The sequence below is a fragment of the Crenobacter cavernae genome, assembly GCF_003355495.1.
In the GTDB taxonomy this organism is placed as follows: domain Bacteria; phylum Pseudomonadota; class Gammaproteobacteria; order Burkholderiales; family Chromobacteriaceae; genus Crenobacter; species Crenobacter cavernae.
In genome coordinates this window covers 2,440,484-2,463,511 of the sequence record NZ_CP031337.1, presented here as the reverse complement: position 1 = coordinate 2,463,511, position 23,028 = coordinate 2,440,484, and the positions used below count along the sequence as shown (strand labels likewise).

The window sequence follows — 23,028 nt, the reverse complement described above, 5'->3', positions numbered from 1 at the left end:
GCTAGCATGCCGCAAAACATTACGCTAATAATCAGCTTATCCGTGCATACATAAAATACGAATCATGAACAATGAACCACAACTCGAAGACCTGCGCGTGTTCTGCCTCGTCACGCGCAAGTCGGGCTTCGCCGCCGCCGCCGAGGAACTCGGCGCGTCGCCCGCCTACGTCAGCAAGCGGATCAGGCTGCTCGAGGACAGCCTAGGCGTGAAGCTGCTCCACCGCAGCACGCGCCGCGTCGCGGTCACCGAGGACGGCGAGCGCGTCTACCGCTGGGCGCAGAAGATCCTCGGCGACGTCGACCACATGATCGACGAGGTATCGGCGACCAGCCAGAGCCCGCGCGGGCTGATCCGCATCAGCAGCAGCTTCGGCTTCGGCCGCGTTCACGTCGCGCCGGCGCTCGCCGAGCTGGCCGAGCGCCATCCGCAGCTCGAGATCCGCTTCGACGTGTCGGACCGCATCGTCGACCTCGCGAGCGAAGGCATAGACCTCGACATCCGCGTCGGCAACGAGATCGCGCCGCAGCTGATCGCGAAAAAGCTCGCGAGCAACCGGCGCATCCTATGCGCGGCGCCGGCGTATCTGGAGAGGCGCGGCGCGCCGAAGATCCTCGACGAGCTGGCCGGCCATGACTGCCTCGTGATCAAGGAGCGCGACCACCCGTTCGGCGTCTGGCGGCTTGCCGGCCCCGACGGCGACGCGAGCGTGCGCGTCACCGGCCCGCTGTCGGCCAACCACGGCGAGATCGTCCACCAGTGGGCGCTCGCCGGGCGCGGCATCATGCTGCGTTCCTTGTGGGACGTGCGCGCCGCGCTCGATTCCGGGCGGCTAGTACAAGTTCTACCCGACTACAGCCAGCCGGCCGACATCTGGGCGGTCTACCCGGCGCGGCTGTCGACGTCGGCCAAGCTGCGCGTGTGCGTCGAATTCTTCGAGCAGTATTTCCGGCGCACGAGTTGCTGAGCGGGGGTTATTCAAACTTTGGCTGAACAGGACGATCACGGCGTCTCGCCTCGGGCTGGAGGTACCGCCGTTCGTGAGCGGAGTGACATAGCGAAAGAATGAGCAGACCGAGGAGGCGCTCGCGAAGGGGATGGAGGTGAAGGCGATCGACGGCGCCAAGCTGTACGTGTGAGCATCTAGCCAAGCCGATCGAACGGGCTAATCACCGCGCGAGGGCCGCCGTTCAACACCTGCGTGTAGATCATTGTCGTCTTCACGTCCTTGTGGCCCATGAGCTCTTGGACCGTCCGGATGTCGTAACCGTCTTGCAGCAGATGCGTCGCGAACGAATGGCGCAGCGTGTGCGGCGTCACCGGTTTTACAAGGTTGGCCGAGCGCACCGCCTGTCTCATCGCGCGCTGCACGCCCTGCTCGCCGACATGATGACGGCGGTTACTGTCGGAACGCGTGCCGTTCGAGCGATGAACGGCTGGAAACACGTACTGCCAGCCCCATTCGCGCTCCAGCGCCTGATGCACGCACTCCCGCGCGAACGGGAGTAGGTACACCGCGCCGTACCCCTCGGCCAAGTCCTGCTCGTGCAGCGCCTTCACCCCTTCCAGATGTCGCGAAAGCGGTAGTACCAGCTTCTCGGCCAACATCGTCACCCGGTCCTTCGTTCCTTTTCCGCCGCGCACCAGAATCTGCCTCTGCGCGAAATCGACGTCCTTCACCCGCAGTCGGCACGCCTCCAGCAAGCGCAGGCCGCTGCCGTACAGCAACTTGCCTATCAGCTGGTGTGTGCCCTCGAGCCGCGCCAGCACCTGCGCCGTTTCGTCGCGCGTCAGCACCACCGGCAGCTTCTTCGGCCGCGTCGCCTGCTCAACATCGTCGAGCCCCGGCAATTCGATCCCAAGCACTTCCTTGTAGAAGAACCGCAGCGCCGCCTTGGCCTGGTTCTGTGTAGACGCCGACACCAAACGCTCGCTCGCCAGAAAACCCAGGAAGCGCTCGATCTCCTCTTTGCCCAGTTCGCGTGGATGGCGCCGTTCGTGGAAGCGAATGAAGCCGCGAATCCAGTAGGTGTAAGCCTCCTCAGTGCGCAGGCTGTAGCACTTCAGGCGGAGAAGCTCGCGGACCTGATCGAGTAGTTCTGGGAGGGACGCTGCCATGACGCGTTTGCTCCGGCGCTTATGAATACCCTTTCGTCATAGGTCATTGTGGGGCCTGCTGTCCAGTTCGATTGGGGTCATCTAGATGGGATGGCGATGCAATTAATTACATCCTTCAAGGTGTCTATTTATAGTTCGGGAAGGTCTAAACAAGCCTCGTTCAGATCCTCAATAAAACAGTTTAGATAGCACCATCACCACTGACTTAGGCCTCACTTTGTTACCGACTCAGGGGCACTTTGTTAATGATTTAGACTTCAGTAGTGATGGTTAATTAATAGTTAGGCATTTTGCGATGAAGCTGGGAATCCACTGGAAACTTGGGCGGCAAGACTGGCTGATCCTGATCGTAATCTCTACCTTGCCATTAACCTATGTGCCGCTCCGCTTACATTACGGCGAGGGTGTCACCATGCTTGCCATGACACCAACATTGCTATTTACCCCCGTCGGTTTGTTCTTTGCAGAAATGGCCGGCACATTGGCACCTTCACCAGAATTGAAGCCTTGGTTCTACGGTGTCGGTTTCTCGCTCGGCGTGTTCCTCTTTGCCTACATCTGCCTGGCCAATTGGCGTTATCACCACCCAAGGAAAAAACATGCCTAACATTGCAGTCGAGAGGGACGCTTCGCCGCAAAGCGGCTCGCGCCCCTCACTTTGAACGTTAGGCGACGGAGGTATCACTCATTGAGCCGCGCTTGGCTGATGTCACGATGGCGCTGGCGGCGGTCGGGTCGCTGTTGGTAACGACAGTTGGCGTCTACGTGTTTATCTCCAGATAAGGAAGCTGGCTGTACGATCAAAGCCTTGAGTTGCTGCGGTTCCTGGCAACTTCTAAGCTTCATGGTTAGCGCAGCATTCAACAAAGGAGAGCCAAATGTCAGAAATCCTTGAACACTACCGTGTCAACCTGTATTCAATCGGAGGCAAGCAAGAAGGCAAAATCGTTCTCCATTGCGGCAACGGGCATACCCTCAATCTGGTTTTCGTCGATTCGACGGGCGCCCTACCGCCCAACACCTTCGATGTCAGTTCAAAAACCGGTACCGCCCATGCGTCGTTTGTCATGTACCAGCATTATCTCGATCTTGTGCGCAACGAAGGTCCCTGCAGGGTATCCTTTATCGATGGCGCAGTTTCACCGAGTTTTCGCGTACAAAGCAAGCTGGAGGACCCGGGAGAAGGGCAGCTCTAAGGAAGGTTTGCAAGAAACTGGGGGCAGTCTCGATTAATAGCAGTGTTGCCTAACACGGCGCTGGAGAGGGACGCCGCAAAAAGCGCGGCGCCCCTCAGCTTTGACGTTGGGCTTTCTGAAGCAGCACAGTTATTAATGTAATGTCGCGAGAATACGATCATGCCAACTGTGTCAGTTAATGCACTAGGCTATCTTGAGCACAGATATAAGTTCAACGTTCAGGATGGGATGCGCGCTGTAGCAGGATCATTGACGTTTAGAGTCATCGCGGAACAATACGTTGGCTACACTCTTCCTCCTCAACGATGTTCCGTGATGCAAGCGACCCTTGAGGAAGTAGATGGTGTCACATCCGTAGTTATTCGCCTTCGCTACGCATGCACACCTAACAATGCATGTCCAAACTTCGTTGTGGAACTTAGCTGGCAAGAAGCCAATGCCGACTAAGACGATAGTTTTCATCCCTCGCGGGCTTTACGCCGCAAACAAAAGGAGAGCATCGTATGGCAGAGTACCAAGGAATTCCCATCAACTATGATGTCTTACCAGACGAAGTTAAGGCTGCAATAGATAGGGATATTAGCCAAGTCGACTTCGGTTTACGGCTTAGAGCCGGAGGCACCGTCACACTTAATGGATCGGACTTGGTTATTGGGGGACCAAGTTACGAGAAGAATACCTTTGCATTTATTGCCCTTGATAAGCTTGAACTCAAGAACAATGCAAAAATCATTACGAACGGCAACACCGTAGTGATCTTTGTCAATAAGCTTCACTCTGAGAATTGCTCTATCGTGTCATTCAGTCCCGCCGACAAGCGAGCGAAGGCGGGAACGTCGGGATCGGCAGTGGGTGAATCCGGTCGTCCTGGATCACCTGGTGACAGTGGTGGCATTGTCGCCATTCACGTCATCCAGGAGCTACATGGAACATTAAACGTCAATCTTGATGGTCAAGATGGCGGCCATGGTGGCAATGGTGTCAAGGGAAGCACTGGTGCCGAAGGACCACGGGGTGGAGATGCAGCGGATTCAAATTGGCCTTTCCCAGGCTGCAAACACAGCGGCGGCGACGGTGGCAGAGGATATTCAGGTGGTCCGGGTGGCCACGGAGGCGACGCGGGACACGGCGGACAAGGAGGCCAACTATTCTTCTATAACGTAGGCGCAGCGCCTATTCCGCAGGCCAGCTATACATTTGTCGCAGCAGCAGGCAGTCCAGGCAATCCGGGTATTGGCGGTGCCGGTGGTGACGGTGGACGCGGCGGTGACGGCGGACATGGGAGCACCTACTGCGACGGCGGCAATCGAGGGCCAAATGGGTATCAAGGTCCCAATGGCGACAACGGCTCACAAAGCCTTGCCGGAGCAGCAGGGCTCGCAGTAGTTAAAAACCTTGATTTTGAGTTAATTCTCCGCCGACTCCCGTAACGGAAAGCCCAACAAAAGGTTCCAGCCGACGTGCCCGCCTTCGGCGGGCACGCGGCTGAACCTGAGCGTTGGGTGTAAAAAGCATGGAACTTCCATCGCGGTGGAGAGACGGTATCGTGGCAACGCTGCCCGCGACCACGAACATTCGTGACGTGATCCACACTCTGGTGGATGCACACAACATCAAGGGCCTCGACACAAACACGCAGACCATCTATAGCCGTTTGTCGTTTAACAACTGTCCGGTGCGAATCCATACTGCGGCGGACAACTTCGGAAGCGTAAGTTGGTATAAGTTCGGCCTATACGCATCGCGGGTGGCCGATCTCTCGCCGGCGCAATTTGTTCAGTTCGTGAAAGAGCAGTTCACTTCCTATTGCGGCGACACCGGTGCTAAAAGCCTGGCTGCTCAGATTGATGAGCCCCAATGGGACCTCATCGCACGCTTGCACCTTCTATATCTCACAATGTCAGTTGTTGATAGAGAGAAAACAAGAAATGAACTGGGCTTCGTAATGACGCCTCGCCGTCGCATTCGAACGTCCACAAATTCGGTGGCAAGGCTGGCGTCGTGGTTTCTCTAGCGTTTACACCCAACAAGGCGCTCCACCGGACGTTCTTGCCGCCGCTTCGCGGCGTCAAGATCGCCGGTCAGCTTGGACGTTAGGGAAGTGGGGGCGATTCAATTTACCCCACGTAAACCCCGGTTTCTGCGCTGCGCTTCACCCGCCGAGGAGCGCTCGCGGCATATTCTGTGCCAAGCTCTCAGAGTTTGTAACCGACCTGCCGCAGCAGGTCCTTGCGCCATCGGATGTCGTCGTCGCCTTCGATTCCTTGGGTCGAAAAGCCGTCCACCACGCCGAGTATCCCTCGCCCCTGATCCGTCTCGGCGATGATCACTTCGGTCGGGTTGGCGGTCGCGCAGAAAATGCGGCAGACCTCGGGGACCATCTTGACCGCGTTCAGTACGTTCAGCGGGTAGAAGCCGTCGCCGAGGAAAATGATGAAGCTATGGCCGGCGTCGATCGCTTTCGCGTTCTTCTGGGCCAGCTCGATCATCGCGGCATCGGTGCCGGACCAGCGCACCAGGCATTGGCCGGAAGCCTCACAGAAGGCCACGCCAAACTTGATGCCCGGCACGGCGGCAACCAGCGCTTCGTGCAGGTCCTCGACGGACTTGATGAAGTGCGTCTGGCCGAGGATGAAGTTGGTCGCCTCCGGCTTGTCGATTGTCACAGAGATCAGTTGCATGGAACGGCTCCTTTCCAAGACCGACCGGCCGCTCGGGCCGTGCGGGACTCCATCAGCTTAGGCGCGTTCTGGCCCACGTGCCCGCGCAACCTCGGCCCCCTCGTCCGCTATTGGCCGCCGTCCATTGCGCTTCGTCGCACGCCCGAGTCGCACCGTCGGCCGGCTGCGCATCCACCGGAAGGACCGCGCCGAAATGCTGCCCTTGAGCCGCAGCCACGCTTCGCGCTTCAGGCAGATGTAACGGGCGGGCAGCCCGGAGAACGCCGTCCGGCGAGGTAGTCGTCGATCAACTGCAAATAGCGCTCGCGACCGAAGCTCGGGAAGTGGCCGCCGTGGACGACACGCACCGGCAAGGCGCGCAGCCTTTGCATCGACGCGACATAATCGTCGCGGTTGGAATGGTAGGTATCGTCGATCAGCGGACCGTCGTAGACCGCGTCGCCCGAGAACAGCGTCGACGTCGCCGCCTCCCACAGCGCGATCGAACCGGGAGAGTGCCCGGGCACGTGCACCACCTCGAACACCCGGTCTCCGAGGTCGATCACGTCGCCGTCTTCGAGCACGCGCGTCGCCGGCGCGGCCTCGACCCGATAGTCGGCTTGGCGGTAGCCGCCCGGCGGCAAGGCGTCGAACATCTCGATCACCGCGTAACGCTCGGCCAGCGTCGCCGCCGGCGCCGGGTCGGCGAGGATGGGCGCCTCGAGCCGGTGACACGCGCGCTCGGCGAATTCGTGATGGTTGCCGATATGGTCGAAGTGGGAATGGCTCGCCAGCGCGACGATCGGGCGCTCGGCCAACCATGGCACCGCACCCGTCAGGCTGACCACGCCCATGCCCGAGTCGACCAAGAGGTCGCGGTCGCGCCCTCGCACATGCCAGATATTGCAGCGGTAGAACGGGGCGATGTGGTGCTCGTGAATCCGCGTGACGCCGTCGTCTAGTCGCTCTACGCGGTACCAGTCGGCGGCGCGGGCGATGGGTAGGGTGGACATGGTGCTCGCTCTGCAAGGGCCGGGAACATGATTCAGTCTAACGCGCACCGCAGGACGCGAACCACACGCCGTTCGCAAGGTAAGCCACGCCCCAAACCGATGTATCGCCCCCGCCTTCGCTGCCCCCCTCACGCCGCCCTTCCCTGTCGCCCGCCCAAGAAAATTGTTTCTTGCCTAATAAAAGCTATTTGCATATACCAATTGAATAACAAGAAGGCAGACATTCACCCGAGAGCACGACCCCCTGACAGGAGGAGACAGCATGAAAACAGCATCGTCGGCACCGAACTTCAACTACGGCTTCCCGACCCCGGGCCCGCAGACGCCGACCCCGCAGGACGTGATGAACCACGTGTTCTTCGCGTCGCACACCGACTGGAAACAGATCCGCGAAGACCAGCAGTTCGACTACATCGTCATCGGCAGCGGCTTTTGCGCGCTCGGCTTCGTCGAACGCACACTGAAGAACAACCCGCACGCGCGCATCCTGATCCTCGAGCGCGGCCCCTTCTTCCTGCCCGAACACTTCCAGAACCTGCCGCTGCCGTACCAGCAGACGCTCGGCGGCCTGTCCGAGACCTTCCCGTGGACGCTGTCGGCCAAGACGCACGACGCGCGCCACATCAAGTGGCAGCACGGCATGGTGCCCTTTTTCGGCGGGCGCTCGATCATGTGGAGCTCGTGGTGCCCGCGCCCGACGCCCGAGGAAATGGCCGACTGGCCGAAGGAAACCATCGCCGCCGCGCAGCGCTACTTCGAATCGGCCGAGACGCTGCTCAACGTGATCTCGGCGGCCGACCTCGACAAGGGCGACAAGGCGCCGCCGCCCGGCATGCGGCCGATCTTCGGCGAACTGCAGGCACGGCTGACCCAGCGGCTCGAGAACGGCCTCGGCGAGATCCCGTCGGCGACGCGCGTGATGGCCGCACCGCTCGCGGTCGACGCGCCCCGCCTCGAATACGTCGACTTTTTGAAGTTCTCGACCCCGGGCCCTATGCTCGAGATCGCCGACCGCCAGCAGAAGCTCGCCGCCGCCGGCCGTGGCGCGCCGCTGACCATCGCGACCGAATGCGTCGTCGAGCGCATCGTCGAGCAGGACGGCACCGCGACCGCGCTCGAGACCAGCCGCGGCGTCGTCGCCGTCGGCAAGGCGCAGCTGATCCTCGCGATGGGCACGCTGCCGGCGACCACGCTGGTGCTCAACTCCTTCCCCGAGGCGAAGCTCGCCGGCGAGCGCTTCACCGCCCACTTCATCAGCTCGATCATCGCGCGCGTGCCGCGCGCCGACTACGACTTCGCGTCCGAGATCGGCGAACTGGAACTCGGTGCGATCTACCTCGCCGGCCAGAACGAGGAAACGCAGGGCCAGTACCACATCCAGCTGAGCGCGCTGTCCGACCGCCACCCGGTCAAGAACGCCGCGACCGCCGCGCAGCACATGCCCGACGTGGTCGCGACCGCGACGATCGAACAGCTGCTCGAATCCGAGGACGACGTCGTCTTCGTCTGCGCGGTGCTCGGCGAGATCGACAACAAGAACAAGGACAACTGGTACCGCCGCAACGACGGGGCCGACCCGACGACCAACGTCACGCTGCAGGTGATCGAGAGCGAGAACGACGCCAAGGTATGGAAGACCATGGAAGACGGCACCTTCCAGGCGCTCGAGCGCGTGCTGTCGCCCAAGGGCGCGTCGCGCGTCGAGTACTGGCACCCGGACGCGAACGGCGGCGGCACGTGGAAGGCCGAGCGCCCGTCGCAGGACGCGGTGCGCGTGCCGGGCCTCGTGCACGAAGGCTCGACGATGTGGATAGGCGAAGGCGACGACGCGGTGGTCGGCCTCGACTACAAGCTGAACGGCGCGAACAACGTCTACGTGACCGGCGCGTCCTTGTGGCCGGCGAGCGGCTCGTGGAACCCGACGATGACCATGGTCGCGCTCGCGCAGGACCTCGCCGACCGGCTGAGCGCGCGCTGACGCGGCGTGCTTCTTCGAGGCCCCTCCCGGGGCCTTTTTTATGCGCGCCACCGGGAAAGGCTCGGCCAAGCTTGCCGGTCCCGCGCGTGACATGCCATTCGAATGGCGTGTCGGTTACAATCCCCGCCTCCCCCTCAACCCGTCAATACGATGCCGATACACGCCCACCCTTCCGCGTCGGGCCGCCTCGAAGCGGCCCTGCGCCGCCTGGACGCCGCGCAGCCCGCCCTCAACGCGCTGGTCGCCGACGACCGCGACGCCGCCCGGGCCGACGCCCGGCGGCTCGATGCCGACAGCCGCGAGGGCCGGCCGCCGCCGGCGCTGGCCGGCCGGATCGCCAGCGTCAAGGACGTGCTCGACCTCGCCGGGCAGCCGTCGACCTGGGGTCTGCCGTCGCGCAAGGCCCACCGCGCCGAACGCGACGACGACTACGTGGCCCGGCTGCGGCGGGCGGGGGCGCTGATCGTCGGCAAGGGCAACGTGTCGCAGCTGCTGCTGTTCCACGAGAGCGATAACCCCTTGTTCGGCCGCGTCAACCATCCGCTCTCGCCCGACCGCACGCCGGGCGGCAGCAGCGGCGGCGAGGCCGCGCTGATCGCCGCCGGCGTCACCGACCTCGGGCTCGGCACCGATCTGGGCGGCAGCGTGCGCGTGCCTGCGGCGTGGTGCGGCATCGCGGCGCTGATGCCGACGGCCGGCTGGCTGCCCGAGCGCGAGCAGTGGGGCGCGCCGCCGGGCATGGGGCTGCTCGAGGACCAGGTCGGCATCCTCGCGCGCTCGGTCGCCGACGTCGCAGCGGTGCTCGGCGCCGTATCGCCGCCGCGCACGCGGGACGGGCCGCCGCCGCCGCTGGCCGACTGGCAGCGGATGGACCTCGCCGGCCGGAAGGTCGGCTACTTCCTCGACGACGGCGTCCTACCGGCGTGCCCGAGCGCCCGTCGCGCGGTCGAGCAAGCCGCGCAGCGGCTGTGCGACGCGGGGCTGTGCGTCGAACCGTGGCAGCCGCCCGCGCCTCATGAGGCCGTCGCGCTGTTCAACCGCTACTTCAGCTGCGACGGCGGCGCGTGGCGGCGCGCCGCGCTCTCGGACAACCCGCTCGACAGAAGGGTCCGGCTGATCGTTGGCGTCACCTCGCTGAAGCGCTGGCAGGCGAAGGCGCTGGCGTGGACATTGCGCGGGCTCGGCCAACGTGCGCTGGCCGCCCAGCTCGACGGCGTCGGCGAGCACGGCGGCGCGGCGAGGGAGCGCTGCCTGCAGGCGATCCGCGACTACCGCCGCCGCTTCGCCGACGCGATGGAGCGCGACGGCATCGAGCTGATCCTCGGCCCGGCCACCGCGCTGCCCGCCTACCGCCACGGCGACAGCTACGACCTCGGCGTCGGCGTCGGCGTCGGCGGCAGCTACAGCGTGCTCTACAACCTGCTCGGCTATCCGGCGGGTGTCGTGCCGGTAACGACGGTGCGGTCCGACGAGACGCGCGGCCACCGCGCCGGGCTCGACCTCGTGCGCCGCGCGTGGGTGCGCACGTTGCGCGGCGGCGAAGGGCTGCCGGTCGGCGTCCAACTGGCCGCCCGCCGCTGGAACGACCCGCTGCTGCTGGCGGCGATGGCGCGCGCCGAGCAAAACCCGGACGGCGCGGACGGGCCGTAGCCAAACGCGCGCCTGCCCCGCTCCGCCCGCGTCGGATGCCCGGCGGCTCGAGCGATGCGGCACGCGACACCGTTGGCCGGGCGCATCTGTCGCATTTTCGGGCGGCGTCTGCCCGTGGACCTATCTGCGCGAACTGTCAGGGCGGACCGCAACGTTGGCCGAGGCCTGAAGCCCTTCTCAAACGACGAACGGGCAGCCTGCGCTGCCCGTTTTTATCGTCCCTTCCTCCTAGTCGTCGCAACCCAAGCTGCCCCCTCGCGGGTCTAGGAAAGGACCCGACGCGCCTCGAGCGCCTCCGGCAGCGGCACGCGCCCGCTCTTCAGCAGCGCCGCGCACACGGCGGCGTCGAGCGCCGGGCTGAAATAATTGCCCTGGATCTGGTCGCAGCCGCGCGTCGCGAGCAGGACCACCTGGCACTCGTTCTCGGCCATCTCGGCGACCACCGAGAGGCCGAGCCGGTGCGCGAGCGAGATGATCGCGTCGACGATCGCGAGGTTGCGCGCGTCGCTGGCGATCTCGCGGATGAAGGAGCCGTCGAGCTTGAGCTTGTTCACCGGAAAACTCTTCAGGTAGTACATGTTCGAATACGCGGTGCCGAAGTCGTCGATCGCCAGCCCGATGCCGAGCGCCTTCAGCCGGTACATCAGCTCGATATTCTTCTGAGGATCGCTCATCGACGCGCTCTCGGTCAGTTCGAGCTCGAGATAGGCCGGGTCTAGCCCGGTCGTCGCCTCGAGCCGCTTGCGCTCGGAAATGTCCTGCAGGATGCCCTCGTAGTAGAGCACCTGGCCGGCGTCGTCGCGGATGATGTGCGCGCCGATCAACAGTTCGACGACGCTGCCGTCGCGCCGCCGCGCGATGAATTCGAAGTTGCGGATCACGCCGTCGCGCGCGATGCGGATCAGCAGCTCGGCCTTCAGGTCGGCACCGATGAAGGCGTCGCCGATCAGCGTGGGGTAGTCGCCGAGCAGTGCGTCGGGCGACGCGTAGCCCATGATGCGCGCGAGCGCCGGGTTGGCCATCAACAGCCGGCCGTCGCGGCCGGTGCGGAAGATGCCCTCGGCCGCGTGGTCGAAGATGTCGCGGTACTTGGCCTCGGTCTGGCGCAGCTCGGTCTCGACGCGGTGGTGCTCGGCGACCTCGGTGGCGAGGCTCGCGTAGAGGCGGGCGTTCTGGATCGAGATCGCCGCCTGCGTCGACAACAGGCCTAAGAGTTCGACGCGTTCGGGCGAGAACGCGCCGGCGACCGCGGGGTGCTCTAGGTAGAGCACCCCGGACAGCTCGCCGCGCTGCAGGATGGGCGCACACAGCACCGATCGAGCACGATCTCGCCGGAGATCGCCTGGCTCGTCTTGAGCACCGACGCGAGGTCGAGGTCGCCCAGCCGCCCGGCGGTGGCGGCGCGCGGCGCGCCGCCGGACAGGGACTCGACGCCCTGCTCCGGGAATGCGGCGGCAAGCCCGGCCCGCTTGCGCTCTGCGCCCCACGCACGGTAGCCGTCGAGCGCGCGGTGCAGATACGGTCGCGCGAACTCCGGCTTGCCGCGCGCCAACCAGAAGCGCGCCGCGCGTTCGTTGGCCAGCGCCTCGTAGTGCAGGAAGCCGTCGGCGCCGGCGGCGGCGATCGCCTGGTCGTAGCCCTCCAGCGCGTCGGCGATGCGCCCGGTCGCGCATGCGAGTTCCGCCTCGACCAGCAGCGCCTTGTGCGTGAAGTTGGCCGAGCCGTGCACGGCCCACTGCCGCAAGCGCTCCAGGCACGCCTCGGCCCGCGCCAGCGTGCCGGGCGTCGTCTCGCGCGCGAGCAGGATCAGCGCGAGGTAGTGGGCGTGCTCGGGCTCGGTCATCGTGCCCTTCACGTAGCCGAGCAGCGGTTCGGCGGCCTCGATGGCCGCGTAGGCGGCGTCCATATCGCCCAGCAGGTAGTGCACGAAAGCCTTGAGCGTGTGATAGGAGCACAAGGCGGCGAAACTGCGGTTCTGCGCGCAGGTGTCGAGATAGCGTGCCTCTTCGTCGGCCTCGGCCAACCCTTGCGCATCCGGCGCCTCGTCGGCCAGCGCCGCGATCAGCCTTTGCACGCCGACCAGGTAGTCGGTCGACAGGTTGTGCTTCACCTTGCGGGTGAAGACGAGGTGGGGGTCGATCTCCGAGCGCAGCGGCGCGAGCGGTGCCCCGGCGAAAAGGCGGTTCAGCGTCCGGCCGTGGACCAGGATGTAGCCGATGAACTGGAACTCGCCCGCCTCCATGCCGGCGCGCTGCCCCTCTTCGTCGAAGCGTTCGGCCTCGGCCAAGGGGCGCGTCCAGTGGTTGAGGAACATGCTGAGGATCAGCCGCGTCTTGCACTTGAGGCCCTGGTGCGCGTAGCGGTCGGCGAGCGCGGCGCCCAGCATGCCGAATTCGTAGCCGTCCTCGTAGCGCCCCCAGTGCGCGGCCAGCGTGTTGCCGAAGCTCGCGTAGCCCTTGGCCGACTCGGGCACGTTGCCGTACTCCATCGACAGCCGCGTCATCCGCGCGAGCACCCAGCAGTACAGCGTGTAGTAATTGGCGAAATAGGCGGTGGTGTGCACCGTCATCAAGACCTGCATCGCCGAGCGGATCGTCGGGTCGCTCATCGGCGGCAATGCGATCAGGTCGGCGATCGAGCGCCCCGCCAGGCCCTGCTCGATCGCAAGGCGTTCGGCGTCCAGCGCGCTCTGCAGGTCGGCCTCGGCCGGGAAGCCCATGCCCAAAAGCTGCAGCGCCTGCCCGGCCGCGACGACCGCCTCCTCGTTCTTGCCGAGCATGGTGCGCTGAGTCACCAGTTGCGAGTACGCCGCCACCCGCTCCTGCACCGACGTCGAGTTCTGCCAGATCTGCTGGATCAACGCCTCGGCGCGCCCGTAATTGCCGTTCAGGTATTCAAGGTCGGCGCCTTCGCGGCTCAGCGCCAGCGACAGCGCGTAATCGTCGCGCCAGTCACCGTCGAACACCGAAAACGCGCACGTCAGATAGCCGAGCGCGGCGCTGTAGGCGGCCGACGACTTGGCCTTCTTCGCCGCCTCGAGGTTGAGCCCGGCCAGCCTCAACCGCTCGGAGCGCAGCGTGATGCCGTCCCTGCCGCGGTTCAGATGGTCGACGATCTCGAACAGCCGGTCGCCGAGCGCCGACACCGACACGCTCTCGAGCAACAGCCGCCCGATGCGCAGGTGCAGCGCCTGCTTCACGTCGCCGTCGACCAGGGCGTAAGCGGCCTGCTGCACCCGGTCGTGCAGGAACTGGTAGCGCGCGAAGACCAGCGGTGCGCCGGCGTCGGCGCCGAGCATTTCCAGCGCCGACGTCGGGATCACCAGGCCTTCGCCGACCGCGGCCTTGAGCGCGACGAAGGTCGGCCCGAGCGGTCGCGCGTAGACGATGGCCAGCGAATCGAGGTCGAAGCGGTTGCCCAGGCACGCGGCGAGCTTCAGCACCTCGACCGCTTCGGCCGGCAGCTTGCGCAGCTTACCGACCATCAGCTCGACGACGTTGTCGGTGATGTTGGCCCGCGCGATGCGCGCCATGTCCCAGCGCCAGCGCACAGCGGCATCGGCCTCCCCGTGACTCCCTCCGCCGAAGGTGATCAAGCCTTCCTCGTAGAGCGTCGAGAGGAACTGGCCGGCGAAGAAGGGGTTGCCGCCGGTCTTTTCCTTGACCAGTCGCGCGAGCGGCCGCGCCGTGTCTGCGTCGCAGAACAGGGTGTCCGCCACCATCTCGGTGATCGCGTCCAACGCCATCGGCGCCAGCTCGACGTAAGCGACGCTCGCCTCCTGGCGGATCAGTCCGTCGCGCAGCGACCACAGAGGATGGTCGGCGCCGACCTCGTTGTCACGGTAGGCGCCGACGATCAAGAGGTAGCGCGCGTCGCGGTCGGTCATCAGCACAGAGAGCAGCGCCAGCGTCGCGCTGTCGGCCCATTGCAGGTCGTCGAGGAAGATCACCAGCGGATGGTCGGGCCGGTAGAACACGCGCAAGAAGCCCTGAAACACCAGGTTGAAACGGTTCTGCGTCTCGAGCGGCGCGAGCGCCGGCACCGGTTCTTGCCGGCCGATGATCAGCTCGACCTCGGGGATCACGTCGACGATCACCTGGCCCGATGCCCCGAGCGCGGCGGCGAGCTCCGAGCGCCAGTGCCCGAGCCTCGCCGCGTTCTCGGTCAGCAATTGCCTGACGAGCTCGCGGCACGCGCTGACAAGCGCGCTGTAAGGGATGTTTTTCTGGAACTGGTCGAACTTGCCGCCGATGAAGTAGCCGCGCTGGCGCGTCAGCGGCTTGAACAGTTCGTGCACGAGGCAGCTCTTGCCTATGCCCGAATAGCCTGCGACCAGCATCAGCTCGTGCGCGCCCCGGCTCGCGCGTTCGAACGCCGCCAGAAGCTGCGCCGTCTCCTCGGTGCGGCCGTAGAGCTTCTGCGACAGCTGGAAATGGCTAGGAACGTCTTGCCGGCCGAGCGCGAAACGCGGCGCCTTGCCGTCCGAACGCAACGCCTCGAGCAGGGTCGCCAGGTCGTGCCTGATGCCCTCGGCGCTCTGATAGCGCGCGTCGGCCGTCTTGGCCATCAGCCGGGCCAGGATGTCGGACAGGACCGCCGGCAAGCCGGGATTGCGCTCGTGCGCGGGTTCGGGCGGCAGCGTCAGGTGTTTGTGGATCAGCGCGAGCGTGTCGTCGCTCGTGAAAGGCAAGGTGCCGGTGAAGAGTTCATACAGCGTCACGCCGAGCGAGTAGAAGTCGCTGCGGTAGTCGAGCGTGCGGTTCATGCGCCCGGTCTGCTCGGGAGACAGATAGGCGAGCGTGCCCTCGAGCGTATCGGGATGGCTGACCGCCGGGCTCTCGCGCGTGAGGTGGGTCGCGATGCCGAAGTCGATCAGCCTGAGTTCGCGCGAGGCCGGATCGAAGACGATATTGGCCGGCGTCAGGTGCTTGTGGATGACGCGCGCGGCATGCAGCTCGGCCACCCCCTCGGTGATAGAGATCGCGATCTCGAGACGCTCGGCCAAGGTCCACCCGGCGCCGGGCAATTGCTGCGCCAGCGAGCGGCCGCCGACGTCTTCGAGCACCAGCACCGGCCGCTTGCCGATCATCTTGAGTTCGTGCGCACGGATCACGTGCGGCAGCTCCAGCCGGCCGAGCACGTCGTACTCGCGCCGGTAGCGCGTCAGCTCTTCCTGGCGCAAAAATGCCGCCTTCGGCGTTTTCAGGATCAGGGAGCGGGTGCTGTCGTCATCCGCCCGCGCTCGGTAAACGGCCGTACCGGGGCTGTCGTACAGCGTCTCGACCAGCGTGAAGCCGGGCAGCGTCATCATGAGTCCCCTAGAACAAGGCCGTTGCGTCTGCTCGATGGCACGCTTTTGCCGCAGCTTCGTTTTTTCACCATAGACCGAGTGATATATCGCAAATCGAGCAGAAATGACAACAAATTGCTCGGTGCGGCATGGCCAGATGCCCTCGCAGAGGGTAGCCAAACAAAAACGGGCAGGAAACCCCTGCCCGTTATACGTATTGACGACCGACGCTCACCACACCCCGAGCCCCTTGAGCATGACGACCAGGATCAAGAGCGGCGTCACCCAGCGCGTGATGAAGAACAGCACGTCGAGCAGGCCCTTGTTGGCGATCCTGCCGCCGTTCGACAGCGCCTCCTCGAAGCGCGGCCGGCCCCACACCCAGGCGACGAACACCGTCAGCCCGATGCCGCCGACCGGCATCAGGATGTTGGACGATACGTAGTCGAACAGGTCGAAGGCGTTCAGGCCGAACAGCTTCATGTCGGCCGCAAGGCTGTTCGACAGCGCGCAGGTCGAGCCTATCGCCGCGAGCAGCAGCAGGTTGACGAGCACCGCCTTCTTGCGGCTCCATCCGAGGCGCTCGCTCATCACCGACACCGGCACCTCGAGGATGGACAGCATCGCGCCGGTCGCGGCGATCGCCGCGAGCACGAAGAACAGCACCAGGAACAGCTGGCCGAAAGGCATGTTGGCGAACACCGCCGGGATGGTGATGAAGAGCAGCGACGGCCCGGCCTCGGGCTTGAAGCCGAAGGCGAACACCGCCGGGAAGATCGCGATACCGGCGAGCATAGACACGAACAGGTCGGCGCTCATCACGCGCAGCGCGGTCGCCGGCACGTTCTCGTCGGCGCGGAAGTAGCTGCCGTAGGTCATCATCGTGCCCATGCCGATCGACAGCTTGAAGAAGGCGAGCCCCATCGCGGTCAGCACCACTGCCGGCGTGATCCGCGAGAAGTCGGGTGCGAACAGGAATTCGAGGCCGGCCGACGCGCCCGGCAGCGTCAGACTACGCACGCCGATCACGATCAACAGGAGGAACAGGAGCGGCATCAGCCGCTTGGTGACCGCCTCGATGCCCTTGGAGACGCCCATCAGGATGATGCCGCCGATCAGCGCGAGCACCGCCCACTGCCACGCGAGCGACGCGATAGGGTCGGACACGAGGCCCGCGAAGGATTTGGACGCCTCGGCCGGGTCGGTGGTCAGGATGTCGCCGGCGATCGCCTTGAAGATGTAGGCGAACACCCAGGCGGCGACTTCGGAGTAGAAGGCGAGGATCAGGAAGGCCGCGACCACGCCGAAGGCGCCGATCAGCCACCAGTACTGACCGGAAGGCGCGAGCCGCACCAGCGTCGTCACCGCGTCGGCCTTCGCACGTCGGCCGAGCATGATCTCGGAGATCATCACCGGCAGCGCGACGAGCAAGGTCGCGACCAGATAGACCAAGAGGAAGCCGGCGCCGCCGTTGGCACCGGTCAGATAGGGGAATTTCCAGATATTGCCGAGCCCGACCGCCGAACCGAGGGTCGCGGCGAGGACGCCGAAGCTCGAAGTGAAGCCGTCGCGCGCGGCTTGGGCGGCGGGCCCGTCTTTGGCCGGACGGGCGGCGGTGCTGGCTGGTTGCGTCATGAATCGCCTCGTGGGGTTTTCGGTCGGAGCGTCACGCTTGTGGCGGGACATTCCGGAGGCGCGCATTGTGCCGCCTCCCCCGCCGCCGCACAAGTCGTCGCCACGCCGGGTTTACCCGTTTCCTCGCATGGCGACTCAGTCCAGGCCATGCGCTCGCGTTGCCCGCCCACAAAGCGAAGCGCCCGCGCGTGCGAAGCCGGGCGGGCGTTGCGAAGCGGGAAAGACTAGCGCAGACGATGCGCGAGAAGCCGCGTCATCCAGTCGTCGCAGGCGCCAAGCTGCGCGACTTCGAGGTATTCGTCAGGCTTGTGCGCCTCGCGGAACGAGCCCGGCCCGCACACCACCGCCGGCAGGCCGGCCTCCTGGAACAGCCCCGCCTCGGTCGCGGAGGCGACGCCGACACCGTCCTTGCAGCCGCACAGCCGCGCCGTCTCGACGCGCACCGGCGAACCCTCGTCGGCCTCGAACGCCGGGCAATGCACCAGCGGTTCGATCTGGATGTCGGCCTCGGGCGCGACTTGCCGCATCTCGTCGACCAGCGTGGCTACGTATTCGAGCAGCGAATCGGTGAAGCGCTCGGGATCGTCGCCCGGCAGCCAGCGGCATTCGAACACGAACTCGCAGTCGCGCGGCACGATGTTGGCGGCGACGCCGCCGTGGACCAGCCCGGTCTGCAGCGTCGTGAACGGCACGTCGTACAGCGCGTTGCGGTGGCCGAACGCCGCCTCGGTCTCGGCCAACCTTCTCAGGTGCACGATCAGCTTGGCCGCGTACTCGATCGCGTTGACGCCGTACGGCGTCAGCGACGAGTGCGCCTCGCGGCCGATCACGCGGCAGCGGTACTGCGCGATGCCCTTGTGCGCGATCACCGGTTTCATCTCGGTCGGCTCGCCGACGATCACGCCCGACACCTTCTCGCCGGCGGCGACCACGTCGGCGATCAGCCTGCGCACGCCTATGCAGCCGACCTCCTCGTCGTAGGACAGCGCCAGCGCGATCGGCCGTGCGAGCCTGCCCTCTCTCGACAGCTCTACCGCCTGCGGCACCAGCGCCAGGCTGCTGGCGATGAAGCCCTTCATATCGGCGCTGCCGCGGCCGTAGAGGCGGCCGTCCTTCTCGGTCAGCGTGAACGGGTTGGTGTGCCAGTCCTGGCCGTCTACCGGCACCACGTCGGTGTGGCCGGACAGCACCAGCGCCGGCTCGTCGCCGGGGCCGATGCGCACGAACAGGTTGGCCTTGTGCTTGTCGTCGCTGTAGCTCAGCCGCGGGCGCAGGCCGTAGTCGAACAGGTAGTCGGCGACCCAGTCGATCAGGTCGAGGTTGGAGCGGCGGCTGGTGGTGTCGAACGCCACCAGCCGGGCGAGCAGGTCTTGGGAGGCGGGCATGGCAACTCCGGTGAGATGCCCCAGTGTACGGCGCTCAAGGCGCGCTCGGCAACGTCACGGAAAGGTCCGCATCAATGACGACGACGTGGCAGGCGAGCCGCCAGCGCACGCCATCGGCCGGCCACTTATCCGACACCGCCGCGGCGGTGTCGATCAGCTTTTCGCGCAAAAGCACGTTGCGCTCGAGCCGGCCGACCGGCAAGGCCGGCGCGCCGGCTATGCTCACCTTGATTCGGCAGGTGCCGCAGGTGCCCTGCCCGCAGCGCCAGTGCAGCGGCAGGCCATGGAACTGCGCGAGGTCGATCAGCTTGCCGCCGGCGACCGCGTCCAGCGTCGTTATTGGCTCGCCGGCCTCGTCAAAGAATGCGACTTGCGGCATCGCTTATTCGAACGGAAGGTAGTCGACCCAGTCGCCCGGCGCGACGGTCTGGCCGGGCGCGAGACGCACCAGGCCGTCGGCCCACGCGCACGACGACAGCACGCCCGAATTCTGGTTGGCGAAGCGCGCGAGCACCGTCTCGCCGTTTTCCACAGTGCGCTTCACGCGCAGGTATTCCTCGCGTTTGCTATCGGCGCGGCTCCATTCGAACGCGGCTTTCAGCTTGATCACCGTAGGCTCGCGCACCTCGGCCAACCCTTGGCGCTGCTCGATGAAGCGGCGCACGAACACGTGGAAGGTCACGTAGCCCGACACCGGGTTGCCCGGCAGGCCGACGAAGTCGGCGGCGCCGATGCGGCCGAAGGCGAACGGCTTGCCCGGCTTGATCGCGATCTTCCACAGGTTGAGCTCGCCGACCGACTCGACCGCCGCCTTCACGTGATCCTCCTCGCCGACCGACACGCCGCCGCAGGTCAGGATGATGTCGGCGAAATCGGCCGCGTCGGAGAGCGCCTCGCGCGTCGCCTCGAGGCTGTCCGGCACGATGCCGAGGTCGCTCACCTCGCAGCCCAGTTCGAGCAGCAGCGGCGTCAGCCAGTAGCGGTTCGAGTTGTAGATCTTGCCGTCGGCGAGCGGCTCGCCCGGCTCGGTCAGTTCGTCGCCGGTGAAGAACACCGCGACGCGCAAGGGGCGCAGCACGTCGATCTCGGCGATGCCGATCGACGCCAAGAGGCCGAGGTCGGCCGGCGTCAGCCGCTTGCCGGCCGGCACGACGACGGCGCCGGTGGCGATGTCGCTGCCGGCGCGGCGGATGTTCTGGCCTTCCTTCACTTCGCCGGCGATGGTCACGCGGCCGTCTTCGCCGACGGTGCACACTTCCTGCATCACGACCAAGTCGGCGCCGGCCGGAATCGGCGCGCCGGTGAAGATGCGCGCGACGGTCCCTTGTGCGAGCGGCTTGGGCACGACGCCAGCCGGAATGCGCTGGCTGACCGGCAAGGGTTGGCCGAGCTCGGCCAAGCTGACCGCGTAGCCGTCCATCGCGCTGTTGTCGTGCGGCGGAACATTCAAGGTCGAAACGAGGTCTTCGGCGAGGATGCGGCCGAGGCCGGCCAGAAGTTCTACGGTGTCGCGCTCGGCAAGCGCGGTGGCACGCGCGTCCAGCCAGGCGCGCATGGCGTTCACGTCAAGAAAGCTTTGCATGGTGGAACCAATCCAGAATGAAACGGGCAATGTCGTCGCTCGCGTCGCGCGGGAAGCACGGCAGATGGGTCACGGGGTCCGTATCGCTTGCCAGCGCGAGCACGCGGGAATCTTCGGGGTAGAGCCAGGGTTTGCCAAGCGCCGCGTCGTACACCTCGATGCGCGGCACCGGCTCGTGCTTGAAGCCTTCGGCCAGCACCAGGTCGCAAGGCGACAGCGCGGCGACGTGGGCGATCAGCGGCACCGCGTCGGCCTCGGCCAACGGTTCGGCCGAGAAACGCATCGTCGGCGTGACCAGCATCACTTGGCGCGCGCCGGCTTCGCGGTGCCGGTAGCTGTCCTTGCCGGGCGCGTCCCACTCGACGTCGTGGTGGGTGTGCTTGATCACCGCGACCGACAGCCCGGCCGCCTTAAGCAGGGGGATCAGCCGCGTGATCAGCGTGGTCTTGCCGCAGCCGGAGTAGCCGGAAACTGCGAGTATCTTCATGATCGCTCCTGACGGGTGGCTGGCCGTTCAGGGCGACGCGGCCGGCGCCTCGAACCGCTTCCAATCCATGATGACCACCGAGGTGAGGCCGCAGTCTATCGCCAGCTGCGCCTCGATCTCTTCGAGCACCGCGTGGCAATGGATGGTGTTGTTGAGCGTCACTTCGGCCCGGCGCAGCACGTCGTCGTCCGGGGTCACGAACCAGATACAGTAGCGGTTCATGGCACACTCCTTCACGGGGGCTTCTTACCACTATCGACCCGAAGTCCGGGCAAGGAAAGAGGCTAAAAGAGTTCGCCCTGGTGCGTGGCCAGCCAGCGCTTGACCGGCCCGAAGGTCTTGCGGTGAACCGCGAGCACACCGTGCGCCTCGATCGCGGCCAGGTGTTCGGCGGTCGGGTAGCCCTTGTGACGCGCGAAACCGTAGGCCGGATATTCGGCGTCGAGCGCGACCAGCTCGGCGTCGCGCGCGGTCTTGGCGAGGATGGACGCCGCCGAGATCGCCGGCTCCAGCGCGTCGCCCTTGACGATCGCGCGCGAGGGCATCGCCAGCCCCTTGGGCACGCGGTTGCCGTCGATCAGCACCTCGCAGGGGGCCTCGGCCAAGCCTTCTACCGCGCGGCGCATCGCGAGCATCGTCGCCTGCAGGATATTGAGCGTATCGATCTCGGCGACGCTGGCGCTGGCGATACACCAGGCGAGCGCCCTCTCCTTGATCTGCGGCGCGAGCGCGTCGCGCTGCTTTTCACTGAGCTTCTTCGAGTCGGCCAGACCCTGAATGGGCTTGGCCGGGTCGAGGATCACCGCGGCGGCGAACACCGCGCCGGCGAGCGGGCCGCGACCGGCCTCGTCGACGCCGGCGATCAGCACCCTGCCACCTCGAGCACCGCGTCGGCGGCAAGGCCGGCGGTGTCTTGCTTGAGCGACTCGTGCAAGGCGGTGAAGCGCGCGATGAGCTTCTTGCGCGCCCCCTCGTCGTCGTAGAGCGCGGCGACGGCCTCGGCCAACCTTTCGGACGTCGCGTCGTACTGCAACAGTTCGGGCACGACCGAGTCGCCGAGCAGGATGTTCGGCAGGCCGACCCACGGCAGCTTCAGCTTGCGCTTCACGAGCCGGTAGGTGAGCCACGACAGCTTGTAGGTGATCACCATCGGCTTCTTGGTCAGCGCGACTTCGAGCGTCGACGTGCCGCTTTTGACGAGCACGACGTCGCTGGCGATCATCGCCATCTGCGCGTGACCGAACAGCTTGCGGATCGGCAGGTCCCACGCCTTGAGCCGGCTCAGCACCTTGTCGAACGCGTCGAGCGTCGCGCGCGTCGCCAGCGGCACCAGGAACTGCGCGTCCGGGTAGCGCTCGTGCAGCAGCCGCGCGGTCTGGACGAAGAGTTCGCCCATGTAGTCGATCTCGCTGACGCGACTACCCGGCAGCAGCGCGAAAACCGGGGCGTGCACCGGCAGGCCGAGCTGCTCGCGCATCGCCGCGCTGTCGGGCGAGAGCGGGATCTCGCTGGCCAGCGGATGGCCGACGAAGGTCACCGGCACGCCGACTTTCTCATACAGCGGCGGCTCCATCGGGAACAGGCACAGCACGCGGTCGGCCGCGTCGCCGATCTTGCCGACGCGCTCGGGCCGCCACGCCCACACCGACGGGCTGACATAATGAACGGTGCGGACGCCCTTCTTTTTCAGCGCCTTCTCGAGCCCGAGGTTGAAGTCGGGCGCGTCGATGCCGACAAAGACATCGGGACGCCCGGCCAGCAGCGCGTCGCGCAGGTTCGCGCGGATACGCAAGAGTTCAGGCAGGCGGCCGAGCACCTCGGCGTAGCCGCGCACGGCGAGCCGCTCCTGAGGCACCACCGAGTGCATGCCTTGCGCGAGCATGCGCGGGCCGCCGATGCCGACGAATTCGACGTCGCCGTGACGCGCCTTGATCGCCGCCATCAGGTGCGCGCCGAGCAAATCGCCCGACGCCTCTCCGGCGACCAGTGCCACCTTGAGCGCCCCCTTTCGGGTGAACAGTGACTCGGGCATCG

Annotated in this window: 19 protein-coding genes and 1 pseudogene; 7 read left to right on the top strand and 13 right to left on the bottom strand. The window is 65.7% G+C overall.

The window, feature by feature from the left end; translation table 11 throughout:
- Positions 1 to 64: 64 nt before the first annotated feature.
- Positions 65 to 967 carry a LysR substrate-binding domain-containing protein gene (locus DWG20_RS12010; RefSeq protein WP_115434040.1) on the top strand — a complete coding sequence of 301 codons (903 nt, stop codon included), beginning with the start codon at positions 65 to 67 and terminating at the stop codon, positions 965 to 967.
- A 176-nt stretch (positions 968 to 1,143) separates the two neighbouring features.
- Here DWG20_RS12010 and DWG20_RS12005 read toward each other — a convergent pair whose 3' ends face one another.
- Complete coding sequence (locus DWG20_RS12005; protein WP_115434039.1) at positions 1,144 to 2,118, bottom strand: integron integrase; 975 nt, start codon at positions 2,116 to 2,118, stop codon at positions 1,144 to 1,146.
- Between the two features lie 295 nt (positions 2,119 to 2,413).
- Between DWG20_RS12005 and DWG20_RS12000 the strand changes: the two genes are divergently transcribed.
- From DWG20_RS12000 to DWG20_RS11980, 4 genes are all read left to right on the top strand, one after another.
- Entirely contained in the window at positions 2,414 to 2,725 is a 312-nt protein-coding gene (locus DWG20_RS12000) for a hypothetical protein (RefSeq protein ID WP_115434038.1), read from the top strand.
- Between the two features lie 271 nt (positions 2,726 to 2,996).
- Positions 2,997 to 3,314 (top strand): hypothetical protein, encoded by a 318-nt coding sequence (locus DWG20_RS11995; protein WP_115434037.1) that lies wholly within the window; start codon positions 2,997 to 2,999, stop codon positions 3,312 to 3,314.
- A gap of 503 nt (positions 3,315 to 3,817) precedes the next feature.
- Positions 3,818 to 4,744, top strand: a complete 927-nt coding sequence (locus DWG20_RS15980; RefSeq protein WP_147289956.1) for a hypothetical protein — start codon at positions 3,818 to 3,820, stop codon at positions 4,742 to 4,744.
- 116 nt (positions 4,745 to 4,860) lie between these two features.
- On the top strand, positions 4,861 to 5,328 hold the full coding sequence (locus DWG20_RS11980) for a hypothetical protein (RefSeq protein WP_147289955.1): 468 nt from the start codon (positions 4,861 to 4,863) through the stop codon (positions 5,326 to 5,328).
- 181 nt (positions 5,329 to 5,509) lie between these two features.
- Here DWG20_RS11980 and DWG20_RS11975 read toward each other — a convergent pair whose 3' ends face one another.
- Positions 5,510 to 5,995, bottom strand: a complete 486-nt coding sequence (locus DWG20_RS11975) for an adenosine-specific kinase (protein ID WP_115434033.1) — start codon at positions 5,993 to 5,995, stop codon at positions 5,510 to 5,512.
- Positions 5,996 to 6,222: 227 nt separating this feature from the next.
- A complete protein-coding gene (locus DWG20_RS11970) occupies positions 6,223 to 6,987 on the bottom strand; it encodes an MBL fold metallo-hydrolase (RefSeq protein WP_115434032.1) in 765 nt (254 codons plus the stop codon).
- 262 nt (positions 6,988 to 7,249) lie between these two features.
- Here DWG20_RS11970 and DWG20_RS11965 point away from each other — a divergent pair, with 262 nt between their 5' ends.
- Both DWG20_RS11965 and DWG20_RS11960 read left to right on the top strand, forming a co-directional pair.
- Positions 7,250 to 8,965 carry a GMC oxidoreductase gene (locus DWG20_RS11965; protein WP_115434031.1) on the top strand — a complete coding sequence of 572 codons (1,716 nt, stop codon included), beginning with the start codon at positions 7,250 to 7,252 and terminating at the stop codon, positions 8,963 to 8,965.
- A gap of 150 nt (positions 8,966 to 9,115) precedes the next feature.
- Positions 9,116 to 10,615: an amidase family protein gene (locus DWG20_RS11960; protein ID WP_181880906.1), complete on the top strand. Its 1,500-nt coding sequence runs from the start codon at positions 9,116 to 9,118 to the stop codon at positions 10,613 to 10,615.
- A gap of 263 nt (positions 10,616 to 10,878) precedes the next feature.
- On the opposite strand, the gene DWG20_RS16645 is transcribed toward DWG20_RS11960, so the two are convergent.
- The 10 genes and pseudogenes from DWG20_RS16645 to lpxB all read right to left on the bottom strand — a co-directional run bounded on the left by DWG20_RS16645 (position 10,879) and on the right by lpxB (position 23,026).
- Entirely contained in the window at positions 10,879 to 12,288 is a 1,410-nt protein-coding gene (locus tag DWG20_RS16645) for an EAL domain-containing protein (RefSeq protein WP_115434029.1), read from the bottom strand.
- A 2,189-nt stretch (positions 12,289 to 14,477) separates the two neighbouring features.
- Positions 14,478 to 15,923 (bottom strand): annotated as a pseudogene (locus DWG20_RS16640) (serine/threonine protein kinase); the annotation flags it as partial.
- A gap of 213 nt (positions 15,924 to 16,136) precedes the next feature.
- Entirely contained in the window at positions 16,137 to 17,540 is a 1,404-nt protein-coding gene (locus DWG20_RS11945; protein WP_115434027.1) for a sodium-dependent transporter, read from the bottom strand.
- A gap of 224 nt (positions 17,541 to 17,764) precedes the next feature.
- A complete protein-coding gene (gene argE / locus DWG20_RS11940; protein ID WP_115434026.1) occupies positions 17,765 to 18,925 on the bottom strand; it encodes an acetylornithine deacetylase in 1,161 nt (386 codons plus the stop codon).
- 34 nt (positions 18,926 to 18,959) lie between these two features.
- Complete coding sequence (locus tag DWG20_RS11935) at positions 18,960 to 19,304, bottom strand: 2Fe-2S iron-sulfur cluster-binding protein (protein WP_115434025.1); 345 nt, start codon at positions 19,302 to 19,304, stop codon at positions 18,960 to 18,962.
- A gap of 3 nt (positions 19,305 to 19,307) precedes the next feature.
- Positions 19,308 to 20,507: a molybdopterin molybdotransferase MoeA gene (locus DWG20_RS11930; protein ID WP_115434024.1), complete on the bottom strand. Its 1,200-nt coding sequence runs from the start codon at positions 20,505 to 20,507 to the stop codon at positions 19,308 to 19,310.
- On the bottom strand, positions 20,491 to 20,994 hold the full coding sequence (gene mobB / locus DWG20_RS11925) for a molybdopterin-guanine dinucleotide biosynthesis protein B (RefSeq protein ID WP_115434023.1): 504 nt from the start codon (positions 20,992 to 20,994) through the stop codon (positions 20,491 to 20,493). Before mobB ends, DWG20_RS11930 begins: the two co-directional genes overlap by 17 nt.
- 27 nt (positions 20,995 to 21,021) lie before the next feature.
- Positions 21,022 to 21,216 carry a hypothetical protein gene (locus DWG20_RS11920; RefSeq protein WP_115434022.1) on the bottom strand — a complete coding sequence of 65 codons (195 nt, stop codon included), beginning with the start codon at positions 21,214 to 21,216 and terminating at the stop codon, positions 21,022 to 21,024.
- A 62-nt stretch (positions 21,217 to 21,278) separates the two neighbouring features.
- Positions 21,279 to 21,860, bottom strand: coding sequence for a ribonuclease HII (rnhB, locus tag DWG20_RS11915; protein ID WP_115434801.1), 582 nt, complete (start codon positions 21,858 to 21,860; stop codon positions 21,279 to 21,281).
- Positions 21,857 to 23,026, bottom strand: a complete 1,170-nt coding sequence (lpxB, locus tag DWG20_RS11910; protein WP_115434021.1) for a lipid-A-disaccharide synthase — start codon at positions 23,024 to 23,026, stop codon at positions 21,857 to 21,859. Before lpxB ends, rnhB begins: the two co-directional genes overlap by 4 nt.
- Between the last annotated feature and the right edge of the window lie 2 nt (positions 23,027 to 23,028).